The organism is Ruegeria sp. H3 (assembly GCF_056533095.1).
The window spans coordinates 27,022-50,042 of sequence record NZ_JBQFOD010000007.1 but is presented as its reverse complement, the minus strand read 5'-3'; the positions used below and the strand labels follow the sequence as shown (position 1 = coordinate 50,042).

Below are 23,021 nucleotides of genomic sequence, written 5' to 3'. Positions count from 1 at the left end.
ATCACCTAAAAGGCGCCGTCTATGAAGCTGCTTCAATTCACCGATATCCACCTGACAACGCCGGGCGATACCATCAGCGGCCGCGATCCATTGGCCAATCTGAACAAAGCGCTGGATCACGCGATGCAAAGCCACAGCGATGCAGAGGCGCTGTTTATCACGGGTGATCTGTCCGATTGGGGCGAAGCCGCTGATTATGCCTTACTGAAGGAACGGATGGAAAGCATTCCGGTTCCGGTTGAGCTGTTGATCGGCAACCACGATGACCGTTCGACCTTTCTACGCTGTTTCCCTGAACTGGAAGGGGAAGGCGGGTTTGTGCATCGCACTGTCCCGCTGAGCCTGGGTCACGCGGTGCTTTTGGACACCTGGGGCCCGAACACGCATGCAGGTCATTTCTGCGCGAAACGAGCGGATTGGCTCTCTCGTCAGTTGGCAACCTTGCCAGGTCCGATCTGGATTTTCATGCATCATAACCCGGTTCCGATCGAAGTTGCGCCGATGGATGAGATCATGTTGCTGGATGCAGATTTGTTTGCTGAAACGATCGCGCCGCATAAGGCTAAAATCCGGCACATATTCCATGGGCATTGCCATTTGCCGCTGACGGGGTCCCTGCTGGGAGTGCCTTTCTCGGCCCCCCGAGGCACCAATCACGCCGGATGGGCTGATTTCTCGGCGACGCGTTTTCTGTCGTCTTCGGACCTGCCGGAAAGCTACGCGGTGATCTTTGCAACCGAAACCACAACCATGACCCACATGGTTGAGTTCGGATACGCGGGTGAGATCAAGGGCGAAGGCACCCCCGATTATGCTGATTGGAATAAGCTCACGATGGTGCGGTAACAGGCCGATAGTCAGTCGGTGATCGACCCCTGAAAAGGGTCGATCAGGCCAGAACTGGCTGGGTCGCCGACAAATCCGGCGCGATCAAGATCATGTGTGATAGGTCCATCGGCATCCCGTCGCCCTGTTTTGAAATGAACTGATGCGGCACGCTGGTGGCTGCAGCCAAAGCTTTCGGCAATGCGACGCCGACTTGCTCCGTCAGAACCTTCACCGCTTGCGTCAGGCAAAGGTCGGCCCCGGCCAAAGTTCCATCTTCTAAGGTCAGCCTGCCTTCTCTGCGCTGGATCGGGCGGCCTTCCAATTGGAATTCTGTCAGATCTGTCCCTGCAACAGCCATCGCGTCGCTGACAAGAAAAATACAGCCCGGCCCCTGCTTAGCAGCCCAGGCGGCGCGCATGGTTTCGGGATGAACATGCACACCATCCGCAATCAGCCCCGCTGACATCGTCCCGCAGGCCAGGGCGGCACCGACCAGGCCCGGCTCTCGGTTGCCAAGTTGGCTCATGGCGTTGAACAGATGCGTGGCACAGCGGGCACCTGCTTCGGCATAAGCCAAACAGGTGTCAAAGGTTGCATCGCTATGGCCAAGCGAGACAATCACGCCAGCCTGTGTCAGCGCCTTGACCTGTTCAAGCGTTGTCGTTTCGGGGGCCGCTGTAACCATCAAAGAGGGCAGATGTCCTGCCGCATAAACGATGGCTTCAAGATCGGCCTGCTCCATCGGGCGGATCAGGGCTGCGTCATGCGCCCCTTTGCGCCGTTCCGACAGGTGTGGGCCTTCCAAATGCAGGCCAGCAATACCCAGCACACCCGCCTGAACGGCCTTGATCGCCGCATCAATCGCAGCTCGGGTTTTCTGGGGCGTATCCGTGATCAGGGTGGGCAGTATGCGGGTCGCGCCCAATCCACGATGCGCCTTTGCGATCCTGCTGAGTGTGTCAACGGATGGGTCATCATTGAACATGACACCGTCACCGCCATTGACCTGCAAATCCACATAACCGGGGCTGAGGATGCGCCCAGCCAAATCCTCGACCTGGTCGTCAGTGGCGTGCGCCTCGGGGATCAATACGTCCAACACACCGTTGCGGAACCGCGCAGCGTAACCGACATGCAGGTCGCTTCCGTCGAAGATCGGGCCGCCTGAAAAGGTGATCGAAGCGTCGGTCATACCGTTTCCGTAACTTTCTTCAGGTGGCGTGGCATATCGGGGTCGACCCCACGCCGGGTGGCCACGCTTTCGACCATTCCATAGAAAGACGCGATTGTGGGGATCGGGTCAGTCATCCAATGCGAAGTTCTGACATGCGGAAGCACCGTTGCTTGCTTTACGCGGCTGGTGGTGGCGAAAACTTCCGCCCCTTTAGCGGCAAGCTTATCCGCAACCTCTGCCAGATTGGATTCAGCCGCATCCCCTGAGGACAAGGCCAGCACCGGAAAGCCCTGATCGACAATGGAAACAGGGCCATGCAGTACTTCGGCTGCCGAATAGCTTTCAGCGTGAATCTGGCAGGTCTCTTTGAATTTCAAAGCGGCTTCGTTTGAGATCGCCAGCGACAGGCCGCGCCCTAGGGTAAACAGCGAACGGCCATCCACCGCATCAGCTACCGCGCTCCAATCACATGCAATCGCCGCTGACAGGCTGTCCGGCAGGCCATGAATGGCGCGCAACAATGGCTCGTCGCGTTTCACCTGCGCGATCAGCCACAGGCCTGCGACCAAAGAAGTGACGAATGTCTTGGTTGCAGCCACACTCAGCTCGGGACCCGCATGGATCGGTAGCGTCGCGGTGGACGCTTCGGCCAGAGCGGAGGCCGTGTTGTTGGTGATCGCAACCGAATAGGCCCCGCCAGATGTCACAGATTGCGTAAGTTGCACGATGTCCGGGCTTTGCCCCGACTGTGAGACCGAAATGCAAACCGCATCCTCGCACCGCATGTCGATGCCGTAGATCGATTTGACCGACGGCCCGACCGAGGCCATCGGCAAACCCAGCAGCAGCTCGGATGCGTATTTAAGGAAGCTACAAGCGTGATCCGAAGACCCCCGCGCGACTGAGATCAGGAACCGCGGATCGCGCGCCCTGATTTCATCAGCCATTTGCGCAATCAGGCTTGCGCCTTCGGTCAGCAGGCGATCAACAGCGTTGGGTATCTCGTTGATTTCCCGCCGCATTTGAGTGGTTTTGTCAGACATGGTCCCAGGCTTTCAATTAGACAGGCGCAGTTCGGCCACAAAATCGTAGGCATCGCCGCGATAAATTGAGCGGGTTAGTTCAGCGACCCGCCCGCTTTCCAGATAAGAGGTGCGTTGAATCCGAAGCCCGGCGGTGCCTTCGGCAACATCGAGAAGTTCAGCCTCGGGCGCTTCGAGGTTGATAGCCGAGATTTTCTGGATCGCGCGCACCGGTCGAAACCCGGTTTGTTCGAGAACTGCATACAGCGACCCGGTCACTTCGGTTGGGTTCGGCAGGATATCCAGCGGCAGCGCTGCCCGTTCCAGAGCCATCGGTCGCCCCCCTGCAGCACGCAGACGGTGGATGCGGGCAACCTGTTCATTGGTTGATAGACCCAGAGCCATCATCTCCTCCGGCGATGGCAGGAAAATCCCGCGCTCTAGCCAGGTCGAGGTGGTCTTGAGGCCGCGCCTTTCCATGTCTTCGGTGAAAGAAGTCAGATGAGACAGGGACTGTTCGACCCGCGCAACGGGTTCGCGCACGAATGAGCCCGAACCTTGCCGCTGTTCAACCGCACCTTTACGCACCAGCTCCTGAATGGCCTTGCGCACGGTCACGCGTGACAGGTCGGTCAGTTCAGCAATCTCTCGTTCGGGCGGAAGTGAACTGTTAGGCGCAAGGATACCGTCCTGAATCCCTTGTTCCAACCGTTGGCGTAGCTGCACATAGCGCGGGCCTGCGTTTTGGCCCAGCCATCCTTCGGGTCTTAGGAAATCAGCTACATTCATGTTCGATCTCCTCCTGAAAGGCACGCGCCAAAGCCAATGCGCCAGACAATGGATCGCCCAAAGGCTGGGTCAACGCGGCTTGCATGTCCTGAGGCAGATAAGATGCATAGTGCGGGCCGATGCCCCCGGTCAAACAAACTGGCAGACCCGGGCGCCAGCCCATCTTTTTCATCATGCCTACCAGATAGTCGGCGCCGTCCTGCAAAAGCGCGACCCCAAGCGCATCCTTGTGGCTGGCCAGTTCCGTCACCTGAGGGGCAATTGCGCCGAATTCGGTTGGCGTCATCTGAGCCGCTGCTTTGACCAACCCGGGAGCGCCCCCGTGGTGAGATAGTAATTCCTGCGCCAACTGCGAAGATGCGACTACCCCATCGACATGATCCAAAGCCTTGGACAGCGCGCGTTTGCCGATCCATTGCGCCGAGGCCTGATCACCCAGCACCGGCCCCCAACCTCCGGCCAATCGGACTGTGCCAGCCTGTTGAGTCGCGATGAACGACCCCGTTCCGCAATGCGCAACAAACCCGTCTGCCGGACCTAGTGCCCCGCGCAAGGCGGCCCCGCGGTCATCTTCGATACGCACGTGGCGGCATGGCAAATCCGACGCCAGTTTTTGCGCGATTGCATCCCCCGTGATCCCGGCCAGGCCCAGATAGGTTGGCGCGTGCATGATGTCATCAACGGAGCGGCCGGACTGAGATATCAGGGCCTCTAGTCCCCGCCGCAATTCACGGCATGCAGCGTCGAAATCAGTAGACACATTAGCCGCGCCAACCTCGACCTTGTGGCGCGTTTCCCCGTCGCAAAGGGCAAGGCGACAGCGTGTTCCACCCCCGTCAGCAGCCAGAATCAGTGATTTTGAAGATCGAGTCATATAGAGACCTATATAATACCTATTTGTAAAAACAAAGTCCCAATTATAACCAAACGCGTAATTGGAGCCGAATAATGCTCGAACATAGGGCGGAAAAATAAATGGTAGACTAATGGTATCTAAAAGGTATGATCATGGGAACTCTTGGGGGAGAATCACGTGAACACGCCAGTAACGGAACAACTGCATCAGGATGCACGCGGGCTGGATACCCGTCCGCTGATCGAGGTGGCAAATCTGCTGGCAACTTCGCAGGCATCGGCGGCGAAGGCTCCGCTGGAAGCCTTGACCCCATTGTGTGGTGGTGCACAGGCGATGGCTAATTCCATCCGGTCGGGCGGTAAGCTTCGCTATCTGGCAGCGGGGTCTTCCGGCCTGATGGCCGCGTCAGATGCGTTGGAACTGGGGGGCACATTCTCAATCCCAGCATCACAAATCACCATCCATATGGCCGGCGGCCTGCCGACAACGGCTGAAATGCCCGGTGACGTCGAGGATGCGGTTGATGCGCTTGAAGATGAATTGGCCGACCTACACGAAAATGACACTCTGATAGCGGTGTCGGCCAGCGGAACGACACCCTATACGATTGCCGCGGCCAAGATGGCGCTGGCCAAAGACGTGCCAGTCATCGGGATTGCCAATAATGCGGGATCACTATTGCTGCAACTGGCGGATCATGCCGTGTTGCTGTCTACGCCGCCCGAATTGATCTCCGGCTCAACCCGAATGGGTGCGGGAACCGCGCAGAAAATCGCGCTGAACATGTTGTCGACACTGATGGCTGTGGAGCTTGGACATATTCAGGACGGCATGATGATCAACCTGCGTGCAGACAATGACAAGCTGCGTGCTCGTGCCAATGGGATCGTCTGCCAGTTGACGGGCGTGACATCTGAACGCGCCGGTGCGGCCCTCAGATCCACCGATGGCGCGCTGAAAAGCGCCGCACTTGTTGCTGCCGGAGCCGGATCGATCGAGGCCGCAGAGGCGTTGTTGGAGGAAACAGGGGGCCATTTGCGCCCTGCCATGAACCGACTGAAGCAAAATGATGAAACTATCAACCTGGGAGAATCCAAATGAAACGTAATGCCCTAAGCCTTGCCCTGATGAGCACCGCGCTTGTCGCAAGTGGCGCTTTCGCGCAGGATGCAACAATCACGATTGAAAGCTGGCGCAACGATGACCTTGCCCTGTGGCAGGAAAAGATCATCCCAGCTTTTGAAGCCGCCAATCCCGGCATCAAAGTCGTGTTTTCCCCGTCGGCCCCCGCGGAATACAACGCTGTTCTGAACTCGAAGCTCGAAGCCGGCTCTGCCGGTGATCTGATCACCTGTCGCCCGTTCGATGCATCGCTGGCGCTGTACGAAGCGGGCCATTTGACTGATCTGTCCGACCTGGACGCGATGAGCAATTTCTCGGACGTGGCAAAATCCGCGTGGCAGACCGATGATGCATCAGCCAGCTTCTGCGTTCCGATGGCGTCGGTGATCCACGGCTTCATCTATAACAAAGATGCGTTCAATGAGCTGGGCATCGAAGTCCCGACCACCGAGGCCGAGTTCTTTGCTGCCCTCGACAAGATCAAGGAAGACGGCACCTACATCCCAATGGCGATGGGCACCAACGACCAGTGGGAAGCCGCCACCATGGGCTATAACAACATCGGCCCGAACTACTGGAAAGGTGAAGAAGGTCGTCTGGCCCTGATCAAAGGTGATCAGAAACTGACCGATACTCAGTGGGTTGCCCCCTATGCGACGCTGGCCAAGTGGGCCGACTATCTGGGAGACGGATACGAAGCACAAACCTATCCCGACAGCCAGAACCTGTTCACGCTGGGCCGCGCTGCGGTTTATCCTGCGGGCAGCTGGGAAATTTCGGGCTTCAACACGCAGGCCGACTTCGAAATGGGTGCATTTAAGCCGCCGGTCCAGAATGCAGGCGACACCTGCTATATTTCGGACCACACCGATATCGGCATCGGTATGAACGCGGCCAGCGAAAACCAGGAAGCGGCACGCACATTCCTGGCCTGGGTCGCAAGCCCTGAGTTTGCCAGCATCTTCGGAAACGCCCTGCCCGGTTTCTTCCCGCTCTCCAGCACTCCGGTTGAGTTGGAAGACCCGCTGGCCAAGGAAATTGTCGGTTGGCGCGAGGAATGTGAAAGCACCATCCGTTCAACTTACCAGATCCTGTCGCGCGGCACGCCGAACCTGGAAAACGAGACCTGGGGCGCATCCGTGGCCGCCATTAAAGGTGCTGAAACACCAGAAGCACTTGGTCAGAAACTGCAGGACGGCTTGGCCAGCTGGTACGCACCACACCAGTAAGCTCTAAGCCACTCACTCTAACCGGACGCGGCCCGCGTCGCGTCCGGACATTTTCCCCGGAGAGTCTCATGCAAACCCGCCGCATACGCTGGCACATCGCCGTTTTCCTCGCCCCTGCGGTGTTGGTCTACACGGCGGTGATGATCTTCCCCTTGTTCAATACATTGCGCCTTGCACTGTTCACCGAGGTTGATCAGACACGCGTCTACGTAGGCCTGCAGAATTTCCGCACGTTGTTCTTCGATCCGATCTGGTCCGAGCAGTTCTGGAATGCGTTGGGCAACAACTTCTGGTTCTTCCTGATCCACATGCTGGTTCAGAACCCCATCGGTATCGCTCTGGCAGCACTACTTTCGCATCCCCGCCTGCGGTTTGCGGCGCTCTACCGGTCTGCGATTTTCATCCCGACGATCCTCAGCTTTGTGATCGTGGGCTTTGCCTGGAAACTGATCCTGTCGCCACTGTGGGGTATCGCGCCTTCGATGCTGGACGCTATTGGCCTTAAGTCGTTGTTTGCGCCATGGTTGGGCAAGGAAGAATACGCCCTGACCACGTTGGCGCTGGTCTCAGTCTGGCAATTCGTTGGCATCCCGATGATGCTGATCTATGCCGCCTTGCTGTCGATCCCCGAAGAGATCCTTGAAGCCGGAGAGATCGACGGCATTACCGGAGCCTCAGCCTTCTGGAAAATCAAGCTACCGCTGATCATCCCTTCGATCGGGATCATCTCGATCCTCACTTTCGTGGGCAACTTCAATGCATTCGACCTGATATACGTCTCGCAAGGCGCGCTGGCGGGGCCGGATTTCTCAACCGACATCCTTGGTACCTTCATGTACCGCACCTTCTTTGGCTTCCAGCTGCAACTGGGCGACCCGCATATGGGTTCCGCCATCGCCGGGGCCATGTTCGCGATCATCCTTGTGGGGGTCTGTATCTACCTCTTCGGCATCCAGACCCGGATGCGCCGGTATCAGTTGTGAGGGCGAACGGATGAACAAAGCACGCCATAACCCGCTGAACACGGCCGCCATGCACGGGGCGCTGATCCTCTACACGTTGATCGCCCTGTTCCCGGTCTTTGTGATCATCATCAACAGCTTCAAAACCCGCCGCTCGATCTTTCGCGAGCCTCTCGCCCTGCCCGACGCCGAGAGTTTCTCGCTGATCGGTTATCAGACCGTGATGAAACAGGGGGATTTCTTCCTCTACTTTCAGAACTCGCTGATCGTCACCGTTGTATCGCTTGCCTTTGTCCTGCTGTTTGGGGCCATGGCCGCCTTTGCGCTGAGCGAGTACAAGTTCAAGGGCAACACCCTGATGGGCCTATACCTAGCGCTAGGGATCATGATCCCGATCCGCATTGGCACCGTTGCTATCCTCGAGATGATGGTGGCGACTGGGCTGGTGAACACGCTTTGGGCGCTGATCTTGGTCTACACCGCACAAGGCCTGCCGCTGGCCGTGTTCATCTTATCCGAGTTCATGCGGCAGGTCTCGGACGACCTGAAAAACGCGGGCCGTGTCGACGGACTGTCGGAATACACGATCTTCTTCCGGCTGGTCCTGCCGCTTGTCCGCCCCGCCATGGCGACGGTCGCCGTGTTCAACATGATCCCGATCTGGAATGACCTGTGGTTCCCGTTGATCCTTGCCCCGGCTGAGGAGACCAAGACCCTGACACTGGGCAGCCAAGTCTTCATTGGCCAATTCGTCACCGACTGGAACGCGGTTTTGTCGGCACTATCCATGGCGATCCTGCCGGTGCTGGTGCTCTACGTTATCTTCTCGCGCCAGCTGATCCGGGGCATCACGTCAGGAGCTGTAAAATGACCCGGGTTCTGGTCGCCGGTCTCGGCAATATGGGCCTGAGCCACGCCCTGGCCCATCACCACCACCCGGACCCGCAGATCGTAGGTCTGGTGAACCGTTCCGGTCACGTGGACCATCCCGATCTTGCGAGTTATCCCGCGTATTCGGATTTTCAGGCTGCTCTGGCCGATACAAACCCGGATCTGGTGGTTGTCGCCACCTATTCCGACAGCCATGCCGATTTTGCTTGCGCCGCAATGGAAGCCGGCGCACATGTCTTTGTTGAAAAACCACTGGCGACCACGGTGGCTGATGCCAAACGCGTCGTCGCGAAAGCCATTGAAACCAAACGTAAACTGGTCGTCGGCTACATCCTGCGTCACCACCCGTCGTGGATGCGCCTGATCTCCGAGGCGCGCGACCTTGGCGGACCATATGTGTTCCGCCTGAACCTGAACCAACAATCGTCAGGCGCTGAGTGGGAGACACACAAGGCGCTCATGGAGACAACCTCACCCATCGTCGATTGCGGTGTGCACTATGTCGACGTGATGTGCCAGATCACCGACTCCGATCCCGTGCGCGTGCATGGCATGGGCCTGCGCCTTAGCGATGAGATCGCCGAAGACATGTATAACTACGGCCAGTTTCAGGTGGTCTTCGAGGACGGCTCAGTCGGCTGGTACGAAGCAGGCTGGGGTCCAATGATGTCGGAAACGGCGTTCTTCGTGAAAGACATAGTGTCGCCCAACGGATCGGTCTCGATCACCGATGGCAATAAGGGCGCATCGGCCGATATAGACGGTCACACCAAGGTGGGCGGCCTTCTGGTCCACCGCCCCGAGGGCGACCAGACAATCAACATGCCCGATGAACCCGGCCATCAGGAACTCTGCGATGCGGAACAAGCCTATATGCTGCGCGCCATTGCTGAAGACATCGACCTGACCCGCCACATGAACGACGCCGTGCAATCGCTGGCCATCTGCCTCGCTGCAGATGAAAGCATCCGCACCGGCCAACCTATTTCGCTGAAAGAGGCACGCCCATGACCGCCCTGACGCTTACAAACGTGAACAAGTCCTTCGGCACTGTTGAGGTCTTGAAGGACATCAATATCGAGGTGGAAGACGGCGAATTTGTCGTTTTCGTCGGCCCATCGGGCTGCGGCAAATCCACCCTGCTGCGCGTGATCGCAGGGTTGGAGGATGTGACCTCGGGCGAAGTGCGCATCGGCGGAGAGCTGATGAACCTAACCCCACCTTCAAAACGCGGCATCGCGATGGTGTTCCAAAGCTACGCGCTCTACCCCCACCTGAATGTGCGCAAGAACATGTCTTTGGCTTTGAAACAGGAAGGTCAGAGCAAGCAGGTCATCGAAGAGCGTGTCACCAAAGCCAGCAAGATGCTCAACCTTGAACCCTATATCGACCGCTACCCGTCCGAGCTGTCTGGCGGTCAACGCCAACGGGTGGCCATCGGTCGCGCCATCGTTCGCGAACCCAAACTGTTCCTGTTTGACGAGCCGCTATCCAATCTGGATGCCGCCCTGCGCATGAACACAAGGTTGGAAATCGCCAACCTGCACCAACAGCTTGATGCCTCGATGATCTATGTCACCCATGACCAGACCGAGGCGATGACGCTGGCTGACAAAATCGTAGTCTTACGCGATGGGCGCGTTGAGCAGGTCGGCAGCCCGATGGAGCTGTATAACAACCCTGCGAACCAATTTGTGGCTGGTTTTCTCGGCGCGCCTTCGATGAATTTCTTTCCCGCCAGCCTGATCGGCGAGGGCGCGGATGTGACAACGGGTATCCGGCCTGAGGATCTTTTCTTGTCAGATGACGGCTCGGTTACCGCAGATGTCACCCATGTCGAGCATTTGGGCGGCGACACCAATGTCATCGCGATGATGCAAGACCACCAGATCACCGCGCGCCTGTTCGGCCAGCACCAGGTTGGTGCAGGTCAAACGATCCGCTTCGGATATGAACCCGGTCGAGTTTATCGCTTTGATGCCGATGGTGCGCGCCTTATGTGACGCGCACTGTTTCGGTTTCAAACGAACCGATTGACGTAGTTTTCCAACTTCTCCTGACGCCCGGACCTTGGGGCCGGATTAACGCCATCAGACAAAACACGCGCGGTGATGTCGTCCAGAGTACTGGTCAGCATGGCTTGGGCTTCGGGTGCGTCCCAACCCGCATATCTTTCGGACAAGGCCGCCTCCAGCCCGCCATCTTCGAGCATCGCAGTTGCGGCCTTCAGGCCGCGGGCACAGATGTCCATCCCCCCTACATGTGCGGCAATCAGGTCATCGGCATCGATAGATTGACGACGAATTTTAGCGTCGAAATTCGTACCACCTGAAGTGAACCCACCTGATTTCAGGATGTAGTAATAGGCCAACGCGACTTCGGGCGTGTTGTTGGGGAACTGATCCGTGTCCCAGCCTGACTGATAATCATTCCGGTTCATATCGATGGACCCCAACATCCCTTCTGCCGTCGCAACTGCGATCTCGTGCTCAAAGCTGTGACCGGCCAGAATGGCATGACCCTGTTCAAGGTTAAGCTTCACCTCATCTTCGAGACCATACTTCCTTAGGAACCCGATACAGGTGGCCGCATCATAATCATACTGATGTTTTGAAGGTTCCTGAGGTTTGGGCTCGACAAGGATCGCACCTTTGAACCCGATCTTGTGCTTATACTCGACCACCATGTTCAGGAACCGGCCCATATGGTCCAGCTCGGTGCCCATGTCGGTGTTCAGCAGGGTTTCATACCCTTCGCGTCCCCCCCACAGCACATAGTTTTCTCCGCCCAGTTTGTGAGTTGCATCGATGCAGGATTTCACTGTCGCTGCGGCAAAGGCAAACACCTCAGGATCAGGGTTCGTGCTTGCCCCCGACATCCAGCGCCGGTGACTGAACATATTGGCCGTACCCCAAAGGAGCTTGGTACCCGACGCCTGCATCTTTTCACCGATATAGTCCGTGATCTCTTCAAGCGTTCTCAGATTATCGGCGAAATTCCCCTGCTCGGGCCTGACATCTGCATCGTGCCAGCAGAAATAGGGCTGACCAAGGATATCAAACATCTCAAATGCGATATCCGCTTTCATGCGGGCTCGGCCCATATCGTCCTGCGGGTGCCAGGGTCGTGTGAAGGTAGCGCTTCCGAAAGGGTCACCGCCTTCCCAAGCAAAGGAATGCCACCAGGCAATGGCAAAACGAAGGTGATCTTCCATCCGCTTGCCCAGGACAATTTCGTCTGGATTGTAATGACGGAAGGCCAGCGGGTTTGTGCTGTCCGGACCACCAAACTCAACCGGCCCGATCCCGTCGAAGAATCCGCTTGTCATATCCTTCACCTCATTCTGCCTTTTCGCCGGGTTTCTTGCCCAGAATGATCATCGACAGCAGATCGTCATCGGTGACATCCGCAATATCCACGGTTCCGACCAGCTTGCCGTTCTTCATAACCGATGCGCGGTCGCACAGGTCCATGACTGCGTGCACATCATGGTCGATCAGGAAAATCCCGATCCCCTGCGCCTTGAGCTGGTGGATCAGGTCGGCCACCATCTGTGTCTCATGCGGACCCAGTGCGGCGGTCGGTTCGTCCATAATCAAAATACGAGCGTTGAAGTATACAGCACGCGCGATAGCCACGGATTGACGCTGCCCCCCGGACAGAGCCGAAACCGGATCGTTGAACTTCTGAAAGTTCGGATTGAGCTGCGCCATGATCTTGCGGCACTCCGCCTCCATCGCCGCGTCATTGACCAGACCAAAAGGCGTTACCATTTCACGCCCAAGGAACAGGTTTGAGGTGGCATCCAGGTTGTCGGCCAAAGCCAGCGTCTGGTAGATCGTCTCGATATTGTTCGCCCGCGCGTCCCGTGGATTGCCGATCTCGACGGAATTGCCGTCAATCAAAATCTCACCGTGGTCCATCTGGTAAGCACCAGACAAAACCTTGATCAGAGTCGATTTTCCGGCCCCGTTATGGCCCAACAGTCCAACAACTTCTCCGGGATAAAGATCGACCGAGACCTGATCGACAGCCTTGATCCCACCGAACGAGATGGAGATATCCCGCATCTCGACCAAGGGTGCGGCACCGGATCCACGACCGGTATTCGGGGTCGTTTTTTGCGTTTCCTGAGCTTGCATCACTTAGCCTCCAATCGCTTGCGATAGACGATGTCGATATAGACCGCCAGCACCAACACGCTGCCGACAACGATGTTTTGGAAAGGCGCATCGACGCCCACCATGGCCATGCCAGACTGAAGCGCCTGCATGATCACAGCCCCAAGAATGGCGCCATAGATGGTACCGATCCCACCAGACAATGCCGTACCTCCGATCACGGCGGCGGCAATGACGCGCAGTTCATCCAACGTGCCGATATCATTTGAGTGGTTGGCCAGCCGGGCCGAGGCGACGACCGCCGAGACGGCGCACAGAAACCCCATTAGGGCAAAGATTTTGACAGTCAGCAACCGGGTGTTGATACCGGAAAGCTCGGCCGCGTCCGGGTTGCCTCCGGTGGCGAAGATGTACCGCCCGAACCGTGTTTTGCGCGCCACCACGGTCAGGCTGACCGCGACGATGATCAGAATGAGAACCGAGATCGGGATGCCATATCCAACTACCAGCCCCTCTGGCATGATCTCTCCGCGTGCTTCGAACATACGCTCCAGTCTGCGGGTCGGGATGGCATAGCTGTTTACGATGAACACATATCCCAAAATGGCGATGGCAATGACCGCAGCGAGGGTTGATTCCGCCCAGACTGGTTTGACAGGGAACCCATGCGCTGCTTTGGCGCGACGCCCGCTCCACAAGGCCCAGATTGCGATGACAGTTGCAAACAGTCCGAACAGCCAACTAACAGTCGTGCCCAAGGTCCCATTGGTTCCGCCAAACATCAGGAAGGTGCTGTCCAGCGGTCCGATGGTCTGGCCACTAGTCATATACCAGGCCACGTTTCGCCAAACCAGAAAGCCGCCCAATGTCACGATAAACGCCGGTATGGTCAGATAGCCAACCATCCATCCGTGAAAAGCACCGATCAGCGTACCGACAAGAAGCCCAACAACGATTGTAATCGCCCATGTCAGCGGGTTGTTCAGCCCCAACCCCAGCATATGCGGCAACAGCTCCGTCTGGGTCATTGCCATTACAGCCGAAGTTGTCGCCAGCAGCGCACCGACAGATAGATCGATATGGCGGGTCACGATGATGAATACCATGCCGCAGGCCATGATGGCGACCGAGACGGTCTGAATCGACAGGTTGAACAGGTTTCGGGGTGTCAGAAATCGCCCATCCGTGACGATGTTGAACCCGATACACAGGATGACAAAGGCGCCGATCATACCCAAAAGCCGCATATCCAGTTCCAGTTGCTGGAACAGGTTGGGCTTGTTTTTTTGGGGTACCGGCTGAGACGAAGTTTCGGTCATTTCCGATCTTTCAATATCAGCAAAGGTCCCTGGCCCAAGCAAAAGGGCCAGGGAATTTAGGTTTAGTTACAAGGTGCAGGTCCGTTCTCGACACCCTGGCATAGGGCGTCCTGCGAGATCCAACCGGCGTCCACAACAACACTCAGATTGTCTTTGGTGATCGGAACCGGGGCCAAAAAGACAGATGTCATTTCGGTGCCACCGGGCGAGGTCCAGCTAACTGCGCCGTCGACATCCCCAGCGCTAGTTCCGCTGCTGAGCGCAACAGCGATTTCACCGGCTGCTTTACCCAGCTCACGGGCGTCTTTCCAAACTGATACAGTTTGTGTGCCCAAGGCAACGCGGTTTAGCGCAGCGTGGTCGCCATCTTGACCTGAGACAGGGATACCTTCCATCCCTTGCGCTGTCAGTGCCGCGACAACACCACCAGCAGTACCGTCATTCGAGGCGACGACCGCGTCAACGTTGTTCTCGTTGGCGGTCAGGATTTGCTCCATGTTCCGCTGCGCGTTTGCGGGCAGCCAGCCATCTGTATAGGCCTCACCCACGATCACAATGTCACCGCTGTCGACAGCCGCGCCAATGATTTCTTGCTGACCGCCACGCAGGAAGTCTGCGTTTGGATCGGTCGGCGAGCCTTTGATCATGACATAGTTGCCCTTGGGCATTGCCTCGAAAACCGCGCGTGCTTGCATCCGACCCACTTCGACATTGTCAAAGGTTAGATAAAAGGCGCGATCATCTTCGATCAGTCGGTCATAGGCGATCACAGGAATACCTTCATCGGCGGCGGCCTGAACGGCGGGGCCGATGGCCTGTGCGTCCTGCGCCAGAATGATCAGAGCGTCTACACCCTGAGCGATCAGGCTTTCGATATCAGACAACTGTTTTGCCGAAGACGATTGTGCATCAGCCGAGATGTATTCAGCACCACCGGCTTCCAACGCCGACTTGATCGCAGCTTCGTCGGTCTTCCAACGTTCTTCTTGAAAGTTGGACCAGCTTACGCCGACAACCGGTTCAGCGAAGGCCGCCGATCCCATCAATGCAACCGCAGCCGAAAGGCTGAGAAGTTTTTTCATGATTTCCTCCCGTTTTTCCAAGCCATCTCGAAGTCGATTCGTGGCTTCCAGAATCGGGAGTAGCATATTTATTTCAGTCAGTAAAATATTTAGTCTGTTCGAAACTCAAAAATGCCCATAAATTGATAGGAAGATCAGATTCGGATGGGCAAGATGCTGAAAAGCAAAGCTTCTCAAACTTCGATAGAACAGCGAAACACGACCCGCATGCGGGTTCTCGACCATATCCGAAGCCGGGATTCAGTCTCGCGCATCGATATTGCCAGTGCGCTTCAGACCAGCCCTGCCACGGTTACATCAGCCACTGCAGACTTGATTTCAGCCGGTTTGATCAAAGAGGTTCCAGGCGATCCACCCTTGAAATCGTCCAAGCGGGGCCGCCCGCGGGTTTTGCTGCAACTGGATGGAGGATCTTACCTTGTGGCGGGGCTCAAGGTTGCGCGTCATGCGATGTCGGTGATCCTGGTTGATTTTCAGGGCACGCCTTTGGCTTCGTACAACCATCCGCTGGCCGACGCACAGATGGCGCCCGAGGTTTTTGTCAGGACTATTCGCGACGCACTGCAAGAAGCCAGCGCACAAATTGGCAAAACGCTAGAGGATTTGTCCGGGGTCTCAATTGGCGTTGCTGGGCTTGTTGATGCAGAAAACAACTTTGTCCATTGGTCGTCATCCCTGACGGAAAGAAACATCGATTTCGGTCAGATCCTCCCAAAGGAGATCCCCTGCCCAGCCTTTATCGAAAACGACGCCAATCTTGTCGCCAAGGCCGAACAGCATTTTGGCTACGGCAAAGGCTTAAGGAACTTCCTTGTCGTAACCATCGAACATGGTGTGGGTCTTGGCATCGTTCTAGATGGCAAGCTCTATCGCGGAGAAAGGGGCTGCGGGGCGGAATTCGGGCATGCCAAAGTGCAGCTAGACGGTGCGCTATGCCAATGCGGCCAGCGCGGGTGCCTTGAGGCCTATGTAGGCGACTACGCACTGATCCGCGAGATGACAGTTGTGGATCAAAACCAAAGCCCAAAGACTGTTGCCGATATCTACGACAAAGCGCGAAGCGGTGATGTAATGGCCGCTTCGGTTCTTGGACGTGCGGGCCAGATGTTTGGCCTGGGGATTTCCAATCTGATCAATCTGTTTGATCCCGAATGCATCATTCTGTCTGGCGGTCAAAAAGGGCTGGAGCATCTCTATTCGGATGAGGTAATGGCCCGTATCCGCAGCGGCGTTGTGAATGTGGATACCCCTCTGCCCGAGATCAAAGTACACCATTGGGGTGATCAAATGTGGGCCAAGGGCGCAGCGGCTTATGCGATCGAACAGGTCTCGATCCTCAAGGTAAAGGACATCCCAGCACATGCGTCCTGAGCTGTTTGTCCTTCTGATGTTGCCCTCGGCACTAGGGGCGGAGGTGCAAACCCCGCATTTCACACCGGTTGAGATTGCAAGCCATATCTACGATGGCGGGTGGGAGCATTTTGTAGGTGGCGGAGTCGCTGTCTTCGACTGCGATGGGGATCGCCTGCCTGAGCTGTTCGCAGCAGGTGGCGAGAACCCGTCGCAGCTGTTTCGAAATATTTCATCAGGCAGCATATCATACGATGCCAATACGCCCGAAGAACTGAAACTCACGGGTGTAACTGGCGCCTATCCGCTGGATATCGACAGCGATGGCATTCTGGACCTCGCCATACTGCGGGTCGGCCCCGATCTGCTTTTGAAGGGCGCGGCGGATTGTCGGTTCAGCCCTTTCACCACGCTTGGGTTCCAATCAGACGATCATTGGACAACCGGGTTTTCAGCGACTTGGGAGGATGGGCAAAGCCTACCAACCCTTGCCTTTGGCACATATGTCGACCGCAGCAATCCAGATGGTCCGTTCGAAGCCTGCGGCCCAACGGTTTTGTACCGACCACAGGGCGACAGCTATCTGCCACCGGCGCATCTGGAGCCGGGCTATTGTTCTCTATCAGTTCTGTTCTCCGACTGGTCTCGGTCCGGACGCGCGGACCTGCGTGTCAGCAATGATCGCCACTACTATGTAAAGGGAGGTCAGGAGCAGCTATGGGCAATGGAACCAGACCCCACACTCTACTCTGCCGAGGATGGGTGGTTGCCCTATTCAATCTGGGGCATGGGCATCGCGTCGCGTGATCTGACCGGAGATGGCTTCCCAGAAGTCTATCTCACCTCAATGGGTGATCAGAAATTGCAGATGTTCGACCCCGAAGCCAAGGGGCCGACCTGGAGCGACGCGACCTATGATCGAGGCACAACGGCCCATCGGCCCCATACGGGTGGGGATGGTCGCCCTTCAACCGGATGGCACGCACAATTCGGGGACGTCAACAACGACGGACGGGATGATATTTTCGTGGCCAAAGGCAATGTGGAACAGATGCCCGATGCGGCTCTGAACGACCCAAACAACCTGCTTCTGCAGGAACCGCAGGGTCAGTTCGCAGAAGCGTCGGTGGCGGCAGGCATCGCCTCGATGGCAAAGTCGCGCGGTGCGGCTTTGGCGGATCTCAACATGGACGGCTGGCTAGATCTGGTGGTTGTCAATCGAGGCTCGGCGCTTGAGCTGTATGAGAGCCAAACCCAGAACGGAAATTGGCTATTGGTCGAGGTTTCTCAGGACCGTTCAAACCGGTTTGCTGTGGGGGGGGTTATCGAGATAAAGACGCCTGCAGGCCTACAGACCCGTGAAATTACCGTCGGCGGCGGGCATGCCAGCGGTATCGCCGGACCGCATCACTTTGGTCTGGGCGCGACCAACACAGTCAAAGCGCGAGTTATCTGGCCAGATGGGCTGATCGGAGACTGGCAAGCGTTTGAAGCCAACCAGAGCATTCGGATCGAACGTTAGTCAGCGGTCGACTGGCAACCCGCTGGGTACCTGATCCGGGATACCGAGCCGCACCGCAGGGTCCTCAAGACTGGTCAGGAAGGCCAGAATTGCATTGAGCTCCTCATCCGTCAGGCTGACCTCTGCCAATTCATTTGCGTTGGCTATCGCGTCTACGTGGTCCGGGTCCAGCAAAGCCTTTTGATCAGACGCCCCGGGAAACGTCGGCAGCAGAGCCATATCAGCCGAGTAACTGCGCAAGGCTCTTTCCGGATCAAGGTGGTGACGCACCACATCTTCGAGTCGCGCATAGGCACCGCTATGACCATAAGGTGCCGTCAGTGTCACATTGCGCAGCGACGGCGTGCGAAAGGCGAAGGCATCACTTTCGCCCCCTGTGACACGTAACCGACCGTCATCGCGGACATGGCTTTCAAATCGCGCGCTTTTTCCAGGCCCGATCTGAGGCATGGCAATAGCATGAAAGCTGTGATCCGTTTGAAACCAGCCCGCGTGGCAGGTGCTGCATCCTGCCTGACCGTAGAAAAGATCGGCCCCCAGTTGCGCATCTGGTGTCAGAGGTTCCTCACCACGCATGGCCCGGTCAAAGGGGCTGTTGTCAGCGCGCCATTCGAAGGCGATGAAATTCGCGATCACATTGGCGATGGCGGTGAAGGTGATTTCCTCTCCGGGCGACACCCGATCAAACCGCGCCTGATATTCTGGTATCGCCGCAACGCGGGCTGCGATCAGGTCCCACGCCCCGCCTTCCTGAGTTATCAGGCCAAGACGCACAGCCTGACTGACATCATTCTCAGAATAGTGACCTGCCATCTCATCCGGTGACAGCACAGGAAACATCGCCTGCGCAGCCAATGCCGATTGGAACCCGGGTCGCATATTCGTGCCCAGTGGAGTGCGGATGCCGTTTGGCTGAGTCAGATCAGCCTCAAGCCGACCATCATGAAAGAACGTCTTGAATTCGGCCGCGCCGAGGTTCCAAAGCGCGGGCGAATTTCGTGGAATGCGCTGTTCGGGTAAGTTGTTCGGATCAAGCGCGCGTTCGGGCCCTAGACCCACACCCCCTTCGCCGATCCCCAGCGACAAACCATCGGATGTTCCGAGGTCAGGATGATGACAGGTCGCACAGCTTATGTTTCTATTGCCCGAAAGGATCGGGTCGTAGAACAGCAGTTGGCCCAATTCGACAGCTTCGAGATCGGGTTCCACAAATACTGGGCGCGGACCCAAATCGAGCGATGTTGCGTTTGCGGCTGATGCGAAGACAAAACCCCCGACAGTCAGTGTTGCGATCAATCTCATGCTGCACCCTCAGTGATTTCTAAGGTCAGGGTCTGTCGATAGGGGCGTTCTGGAGTACATAGGATTGACGGAAAGGCCGTAACGTTCGGCGCATTGGGGTATCCCGATGGCTCGATACACAGGCCCGCTCTGGGAGCGAAAGGGTCAGACAGACCTCCACCGGTGTAAATCTGCGCACCGGGCTGATCGGACCAGAGCTTCAGTTTCAAACCATTCGGCGCGGTGACTTCGGCGACAGGTTGTTTGGCGCCCGTTCCGAACACAAAGAAATGATCCAAATCTGCCCCCGCTTCCTTGATAGGTTTGGCAGAGCTGAAATCCATCGCTCCCCCCACGATCTTAGACACCGGACCAAACGCTATTCCCTGATCGTCGGTGTCCAGATACTGATCTGAGGCCAATTTTAGAAGGTGATCGGAAACGCCAGTTGTGCTGCCCAACGAATAGTAATTGTGCTGCGCGATACTGATCGGTGTTGGACGATCCGTCTGAGCGGTTACCGAATAGGTCAGACGTGGATATTCGAGTGTGACGCGCAGTTCGAATTGCACCTGCCCCGGAAAGCCGCAATCTCCATCAGGTGAGTTTAGGCACAACACTGCCTCATTCTCGGCAACCTGAGTGAGGGTCCAATGTTGGTGCGAAAGGGCCAAGCGCCCGCCATGCAGAGTGTTCCGGCCTTCATTCGCATCCAGCGCGAACAGCGCCTTGTCTAATGCAAATGACGCACCTGCGATGCGGTTGGCAACGCGTCCGACGATGGCGCCCAGATAGTTACGATCCGACAGGTAGTCCATCGGATCATCATAGCCCAGGATCATGGGAATGCCCTTGTACCACCAGCCTTGGGTTATCGCCCCATAGCTCAGCAGGCATGCGCGCATTTCACCACTTTCGAGAGTGGCTTGCTGGATCATTTGTGCGGTCATTTTTGCGCAATCGGAGCCAGCGCCGCATAATATTGGCGATAGCTTTGATACGCCTGCTCATATGCGGCAAACAGATCGGCGCGTGGTTCGATAATGCTGCCCACCTCGGGCGGCGACATAACGTCGGCGGGTTCAGCACCACTGGCTGCACAAATTGCAAGGCGTGCAGCCCCGGTTGCCGCACCGAATTCGCCGCCACATGGCAGAGCCAGGGGTATTTGCAATACCGTCGCCAGTGTTTCCAGCCAATACGGGGATTGCGCCCCGCCGCCAACGGCCATCAGGCTGCTGGGTTCGGTTCCCGTGCTTCTGAGCGCCTCAAGGCAATCCCGCATGGCAAAACCGACGCCTTCCATAACCGCTTGTGTCAGATCAACGGGTCCCGAGGAGACATCAAGGCCCAGAAAAGCGCCTCGGATGACGCTATCATTATGCGGTGTTCGTTCTCCGGACAGATAGGGCAAGAAGCGAGTTACGGATGGCCCTTTGGGGGATCTGGGCAACGCGTCGGCCAAGTCACCGACGGATTGCCCAAGATTTCGAGATAACCAGTTCATGCAGTTGGTCGCAGACAGAATGACCCCCATCTGAATCCACCGGCCGGGCACTGCGTGGCAGAAGCAATGGACCGCCGTCTCGGGCTTGGGTGCGTATCTGTCGCGGGCCACCAACAAAACGCCCGAAGTGCCAAGCGACAGAAAACCTCCCCCATCTTCAACACTGCCAATCCCGCAGGCCGCGGCTGCATTGTCCCCTGCCCCACCAGCAATAACCACCTGCCCCGAAAGATCCCAGTCTTGCCTCAGCTCTGACCTGAGTTCTCCGCCCGCTTCGCTGCCTTCAACCAGCCGGGGCATCTGGTCCAAACGCATATGGCTTAGCCGCAGTGCGGTTTCTGACCAGGTGCGGGTGCTGACATCTAGCCATGACGTGCCGGCGCTATCAGACATGTCACTGATGCACTCACCAGTCAGCCAAAGCCTTAGATAGTCTTTGGGCAGGAGCACCTTAGCTACTCTGGCATAGACATCCGGCTCATGCGTCCGCACCCAGTCCAGCTTGGGCGCTGTAAAGCCCGGAAAGACAATGTTGCCGGATATGGCCCGCATGTCTGCGATCTGGTCCAACTTGGCTGCTTCCTGCGCGGCACGCGTGTCGTTCCACATAATACAGGGGCGCAACACATTCAGATCGTTATCCAACAAGGTTGCCCCATGCATATGACCGCTTAGGCCAATCCCGCGCAGCTTGGAAAACTCAGTTTCATGCTCTGCCCTGATCTGGGCAATCACCGCTCTGCAGGCATCGATCCAATCCTCAGGCGCCTGCTCGGACCATCCGGATTGCGGATAGGAGGTAGCAATCTCGTGTTCGGCACTGCCGATGACGGTGCCAGCCTCCTCAATAAGAACACCCCTGAGCCCTGAGGTGCCCAAGTCCAGACCGAGATACACGGCGATCTCCCCCTTATTATTTTATTAACTAAAATTATTACCTATGCGCGCGTTGTCAACATCGGTCTTTGACAGATGCTATATCGCATGCCGACTACGACAAGCCTAAGCTTTTGTTGCGTATCAACTAGCATCAACCGGTTTCAGGGTGTTCGGTTCGAACATTCACAAACCGGTTTTTGATCATATGGCAAACAAAGCTTGATCTCGGTGGGTGATGTCTCGTTAAATGAGAACGAGTCTCACCATTCGATGGTATCCCGACTATATGCACCTAGAGCGTTTGATCAGCTTGCTAGAAACTATCGCCGTCATCGGTCGGCCTGTTTCGGTTGCTGAGGTGCAGATGGCCAGCGGCCTTCCCAAACCAACATGCTACCGGCAGGTACAATCGCTTTTAGACCAGGGCCTGATTGAGGATCCAATCGGAGATGGGCGCTATGTGATTGGTGATCGCCTGATCCGCATCGCGTTGCTCGGCAAGTCCGATATCGATGTGCGCCGCGTGTCCGCCCCGGCATTGCGCGCGGCGGCTACGACCTTCAACGAAACGGTTTTTCTGGCCCGATTTCGAGACAGCAAGATCGAAATCATCCATGTCGAAACCCCCGAAGACCCGGCCCGTGCATTTGTGCATCCTGGCCTCGGGGAACGCCCTTTGCATGCGTGTTCCTGCTCGATGGCGATAGCGGCCTTTGCCGAGCCGGGTTTTCAGGACACCATCCTGAACGGCGCGCTCAGGGCCTTTACAGATCATACCAAAACGACGCGCGAAGAACTGATTGAGGCGTTCAAGGTGATCCAGCAACAGGGTTTTGCCGATTGCGACCAGGAAATTGATATTGGCATCGCCAGCGTTGCGGCCCCAGTGGCTGTTGGCCGGATCGGGGTCACATTCAGCGTCGGCGCCGTTGGGCCGGTACGACGATTTGGAACTGACTACAGACAAGAAATTGGGGAGCAACTCAAAGACCTAGCCACAAAGGTCAGCGGCGCGATCCAACTGTGCAATGTTGGAGGTGTCTAGAGCAGAGATTCATCAAGACCTACAGGCGAACCCCAGTGAGGT

21 protein-coding genes are annotated in these 23,021 nt (G+C 57.0%); 10 read left to right on the top strand and 11 right to left on the bottom strand.

What is annotated here, in order from left to right:
- Positions 1–21: 21 nt before the first annotated feature.
- Positions 22–846 (top strand): metallophosphoesterase, encoded by an 825-nt coding sequence (locus ACR0JE_RS10045; protein WP_480864059.1) that lies wholly within the window; start codon positions 22–24, stop codon positions 844–846.
- A gap of 43 nt (positions 847–889) precedes the next feature.
- On the opposite strand, the gene nagA is transcribed toward ACR0JE_RS10045, so the two are convergent.
- From nagA to ACR0JE_RS10025, 4 genes are read right to left on the bottom strand one after another with little or no spacing between them, the layout of a single operon-like run.
- Entirely contained in the window at positions 890–2,020 is a 1,131-nt protein-coding gene (gene nagA, locus ACR0JE_RS10040; protein ID WP_480864058.1) for an N-acetylglucosamine-6-phosphate deacetylase, read from the bottom strand.
- The gene (locus ACR0JE_RS10035; RefSeq protein ID WP_480864057.1) at positions 2,017–3,045 is read right to left on the bottom strand and encodes an SIS domain-containing protein; all 1,029 of its coding nucleotides are present in this window, start codon (positions 3,043–3,045) and stop codon (positions 2,017–2,019) included. The genes nagA and ACR0JE_RS10035 overlap by 4 nt, the downstream gene beginning before the upstream one ends.
- A 12-nt stretch (positions 3,046–3,057) precedes the next feature.
- Complete coding sequence (locus ACR0JE_RS10030; RefSeq protein WP_170535234.1) at positions 3,058–3,813, bottom strand: GntR family transcriptional regulator; 756 nt, start codon at positions 3,811–3,813, stop codon at positions 3,058–3,060.
- Positions 3,800–4,687: a glucosamine kinase nucleotide-binding domain-containing protein gene (locus tag ACR0JE_RS10025; RefSeq protein WP_480864056.1), complete on the bottom strand. Its 888-nt coding sequence runs from the start codon at positions 4,685–4,687 to the stop codon at positions 3,800–3,802. The genes ACR0JE_RS10030 and ACR0JE_RS10025 overlap by 14 nt, the downstream gene beginning before the upstream one ends.
- 159 nt (positions 4,688–4,846) lie before the next feature.
- Between ACR0JE_RS10025 and ACR0JE_RS10020 the strand changes: the two genes are divergently transcribed.
- The 6 genes from ACR0JE_RS10020 (at position 4,847) to ACR0JE_RS09995 (ending at position 10,876) form a co-directional block, all read left to right on the top strand.
- Entirely contained in the window at positions 4,847–5,770 is a 924-nt protein-coding gene (locus tag ACR0JE_RS10020) for an N-acetylmuramic acid 6-phosphate etherase (protein WP_480864055.1), read from the top strand.
- Positions 5,767–7,020: an ABC transporter substrate-binding protein gene (locus tag ACR0JE_RS10015; protein ID WP_480864054.1), complete on the top strand. Its 1,254-nt coding sequence runs from the start codon at positions 5,767–5,769 to the stop codon at positions 7,018–7,020. Before ACR0JE_RS10020 ends, ACR0JE_RS10015 begins: the two co-directional genes overlap by 4 nt.
- A gap of 68 nt (positions 7,021–7,088) precedes the next feature.
- Complete coding sequence (locus ACR0JE_RS10010) at positions 7,089–8,003, top strand: carbohydrate ABC transporter permease (RefSeq protein ID WP_480827223.1); 915 nt, start codon at positions 7,089–7,091, stop codon at positions 8,001–8,003.
- A gap of 10 nt (positions 8,004–8,013) precedes the next feature.
- Complete coding sequence (locus ACR0JE_RS10005; RefSeq protein WP_170393445.1) at positions 8,014–8,853, top strand: carbohydrate ABC transporter permease; 840 nt, start codon at positions 8,014–8,016, stop codon at positions 8,851–8,853.
- Positions 8,850–9,884, top strand: coding sequence for a Gfo/Idh/MocA family protein (locus tag ACR0JE_RS10000; protein ID WP_480549636.1), 1,035 nt, complete (start codon positions 8,850–8,852; stop codon positions 9,882–9,884). Before ACR0JE_RS10005 ends, ACR0JE_RS10000 begins: the two co-directional genes overlap by 4 nt.
- A complete protein-coding gene (locus ACR0JE_RS09995) occupies positions 9,881–10,876 on the top strand; it encodes an ABC transporter ATP-binding protein (protein WP_480864053.1) in 996 nt (331 codons plus the stop codon). Before ACR0JE_RS10000 ends, ACR0JE_RS09995 begins: the two co-directional genes overlap by 4 nt.
- A gap of 17 nt (positions 10,877–10,893) precedes the next feature.
- Here ACR0JE_RS09995 and xylA read toward each other — a convergent pair whose 3' ends face one another.
- From xylA to xylF, 4 genes are all read right to left on the bottom strand, one after another.
- Complete coding sequence (xylA, locus tag ACR0JE_RS09990; RefSeq protein ID WP_480864052.1) at positions 10,894–12,201, bottom strand: xylose isomerase; 1,308 nt, start codon at positions 12,199–12,201, stop codon at positions 10,894–10,896.
- Between the two features lie 10 nt (positions 12,202–12,211).
- The gene (locus ACR0JE_RS09985) at positions 12,212–13,015 is read right to left on the bottom strand and encodes an ATP-binding cassette domain-containing protein (RefSeq protein WP_480864051.1); all 804 of its coding nucleotides are present in this window, start codon (positions 13,013–13,015) and stop codon (positions 12,212–12,214) included.
- Complete coding sequence (locus ACR0JE_RS09980; protein ID WP_480864050.1) at positions 13,015–14,313, bottom strand: sugar ABC transporter permease; 1,299 nt, start codon at positions 14,311–14,313, stop codon at positions 13,015–13,017. The genes ACR0JE_RS09985 and ACR0JE_RS09980 overlap by 1 nt, the downstream gene beginning before the upstream one ends.
- Positions 14,314–14,375: 62 nt before the next feature.
- Positions 14,376–15,395, bottom strand: a complete 1,020-nt coding sequence (gene xylF / locus ACR0JE_RS09975; protein WP_353009964.1) for a D-xylose ABC transporter substrate-binding protein — start codon at positions 15,393–15,395, stop codon at positions 14,376–14,378.
- A 153-nt stretch (positions 15,396–15,548) separates the two neighbouring features.
- Between xylF and ACR0JE_RS09970 the strand changes: the two genes are divergently transcribed.
- On the top strand, positions 15,549–16,766 hold the full coding sequence (locus tag ACR0JE_RS09970) for an ROK family protein (protein WP_480864049.1): 1,218 nt from the start codon (positions 15,549–15,551) through the stop codon (positions 16,764–16,766).
- Positions 16,756–18,267 carry a CRTAC1 family protein gene (locus tag ACR0JE_RS09965; RefSeq protein WP_480864048.1) on the top strand — a complete coding sequence of 504 codons (1,512 nt, stop codon included), beginning with the start codon at positions 16,756–16,758 and terminating at the stop codon, positions 18,265–18,267. The genes ACR0JE_RS09970 and ACR0JE_RS09965 overlap by 11 nt, the downstream gene beginning before the upstream one ends.
- On the opposite strand, the gene ACR0JE_RS09960 is transcribed toward ACR0JE_RS09965, so the two are convergent.
- Genes ACR0JE_RS09960 through xylB form a run of 3 tightly spaced genes read right to left on the bottom strand, consistent with a single transcriptional unit; the run spans position 18,268 to position 21,952 of the window.
- Positions 18,268–19,569 carry a cytochrome-c peroxidase gene (locus ACR0JE_RS09960; RefSeq protein ID WP_480864047.1) on the bottom strand — a complete coding sequence of 434 codons (1,302 nt, stop codon included), beginning with the start codon at positions 19,567–19,569 and terminating at the stop codon, positions 18,268–18,270.
- Positions 19,566–20,486, bottom strand: a complete 921-nt coding sequence (locus tag ACR0JE_RS09955) for an aldose epimerase family protein (RefSeq protein ID WP_480864046.1) — start codon at positions 20,484–20,486, stop codon at positions 19,566–19,568. The genes ACR0JE_RS09960 and ACR0JE_RS09955 overlap by 4 nt, the downstream gene beginning before the upstream one ends.
- 8 nt (positions 20,487–20,494) lie before the next feature.
- Positions 20,495–21,952, bottom strand: a complete 1,458-nt coding sequence (xylB, locus tag ACR0JE_RS09950; RefSeq protein WP_480864045.1) for a xylulokinase — start codon at positions 21,950–21,952, stop codon at positions 20,495–20,497.
- A 229-nt stretch (positions 21,953–22,181) separates the two neighbouring features.
- On the opposite strand from xylB, the gene ACR0JE_RS09945 reads away from it, so the two are divergent.
- Positions 22,182–22,979 carry an IclR family transcriptional regulator gene (locus tag ACR0JE_RS09945; protein WP_480544651.1) on the top strand — a complete coding sequence of 266 codons (798 nt, stop codon included), beginning with the start codon at positions 22,182–22,184 and terminating at the stop codon, positions 22,977–22,979.
- Positions 22,980–23,021: the final 42 nt, after the last annotated feature.

Bases quoted from the DNA above. Each gene is read 5' to 3' on its own strand.
- ACR0JE_RS10045 (WP_480864059.1), top strand. From the start codon at position 22: ATGAAGCTGCTTCAATTCACCGATATCCACCTGACAACGCCGGGCGAT.
- nagA (WP_480864058.1), bottom strand. From the start codon at position 2,020: ATGACCGACGCTTCGATCACCTTTTCAGGCGGCCCGATCTTCGACGGA.
- ACR0JE_RS10035 (WP_480864057.1), bottom strand. From the start codon at position 3,045: ATGTCTGACAAAACCACTCAAATGCGGCGGGAAATCAACGAGATACCC.
- ACR0JE_RS10030 (WP_170535234.1), bottom strand. From the start codon at position 3,813: ATGAATGTAGCTGATTTCCTAAGACCCGAAGGATGGCTGGGCCAAAAC.
- ACR0JE_RS10025 (WP_480864056.1), bottom strand. From the start codon at position 4,687: ATGACTCGATCTTCAAAATCACTGATTCTGGCTGCTGACGGGGGTGGA.
- ACR0JE_RS10015 (WP_480864054.1), top strand. From the start codon at position 5,767: ATGAAACGTAATGCCCTAAGCCTTGCCCTGATGAGCACCGCGCTTGTC.
- ACR0JE_RS10010 (WP_480827223.1), top strand. From the start codon at position 7,089: ATGCAAACCCGCCGCATACGCTGGCACATCGCCGTTTTCCTCGCCCCT.
- ACR0JE_RS10005 (WP_170393445.1), top strand. From the start codon at position 8,014: ATGAACAAAGCACGCCATAACCCGCTGAACACGGCCGCCATGCACGGG.
- ACR0JE_RS10000 (WP_480549636.1), top strand. From the start codon at position 8,850: ATGACCCGGGTTCTGGTCGCCGGTCTCGGCAATATGGGCCTGAGCCAC.
- ACR0JE_RS09995 (WP_480864053.1), top strand. From the start codon at position 9,881: ATGACCGCCCTGACGCTTACAAACGTGAACAAGTCCTTCGGCACTGTT.
- xylA (WP_480864052.1), bottom strand. From the start codon at position 12,201: ATGACAAGCGGATTCTTCGACGGGATCGGGCCGGTTGAGTTTGGTGGT.
- ACR0JE_RS09985 (WP_480864051.1), bottom strand. From the start codon at position 13,015: ATGCAAGCTCAGGAAACGCAAAAAACGACCCCGAATACCGGTCGTGGA.
- ACR0JE_RS09980 (WP_480864050.1), bottom strand. From the start codon at position 14,313: ATGACCGAAACTTCGTCTCAGCCGGTACCCCAAAAAAACAAGCCCAAC.
- xylF (WP_353009964.1), bottom strand. From the start codon at position 15,395: ATGAAAAAACTTCTCAGCCTTTCGGCTGCGGTTGCATTGATGGGATCG.
- ACR0JE_RS09970 (WP_480864049.1), top strand. From the start codon at position 15,549: ATGCTGAAAAGCAAAGCTTCTCAAACTTCGATAGAACAGCGAAACACG.
- ACR0JE_RS09965 (WP_480864048.1), top strand. From the start codon at position 16,756: ATGCGTCCTGAGCTGTTTGTCCTTCTGATGTTGCCCTCGGCACTAGGG.
- ACR0JE_RS09960 (WP_480864047.1), bottom strand. From the start codon at position 19,569: ATGAGATTGATCGCAACACTGACTGTCGGGGGTTTTGTCTTCGCATCA.
- ACR0JE_RS09955 (WP_480864046.1), bottom strand. From the start codon at position 20,486: ATGATCCAGCAAGCCACTCTCGAAAGTGGTGAAATGCGCGCATGCCTG.
- ACR0JE_RS09945 (WP_480544651.1), top strand. From the start codon at position 22,182: ATGAGAACGAGTCTCACCATTCGATGGTATCCCGACTATATGCACCTA.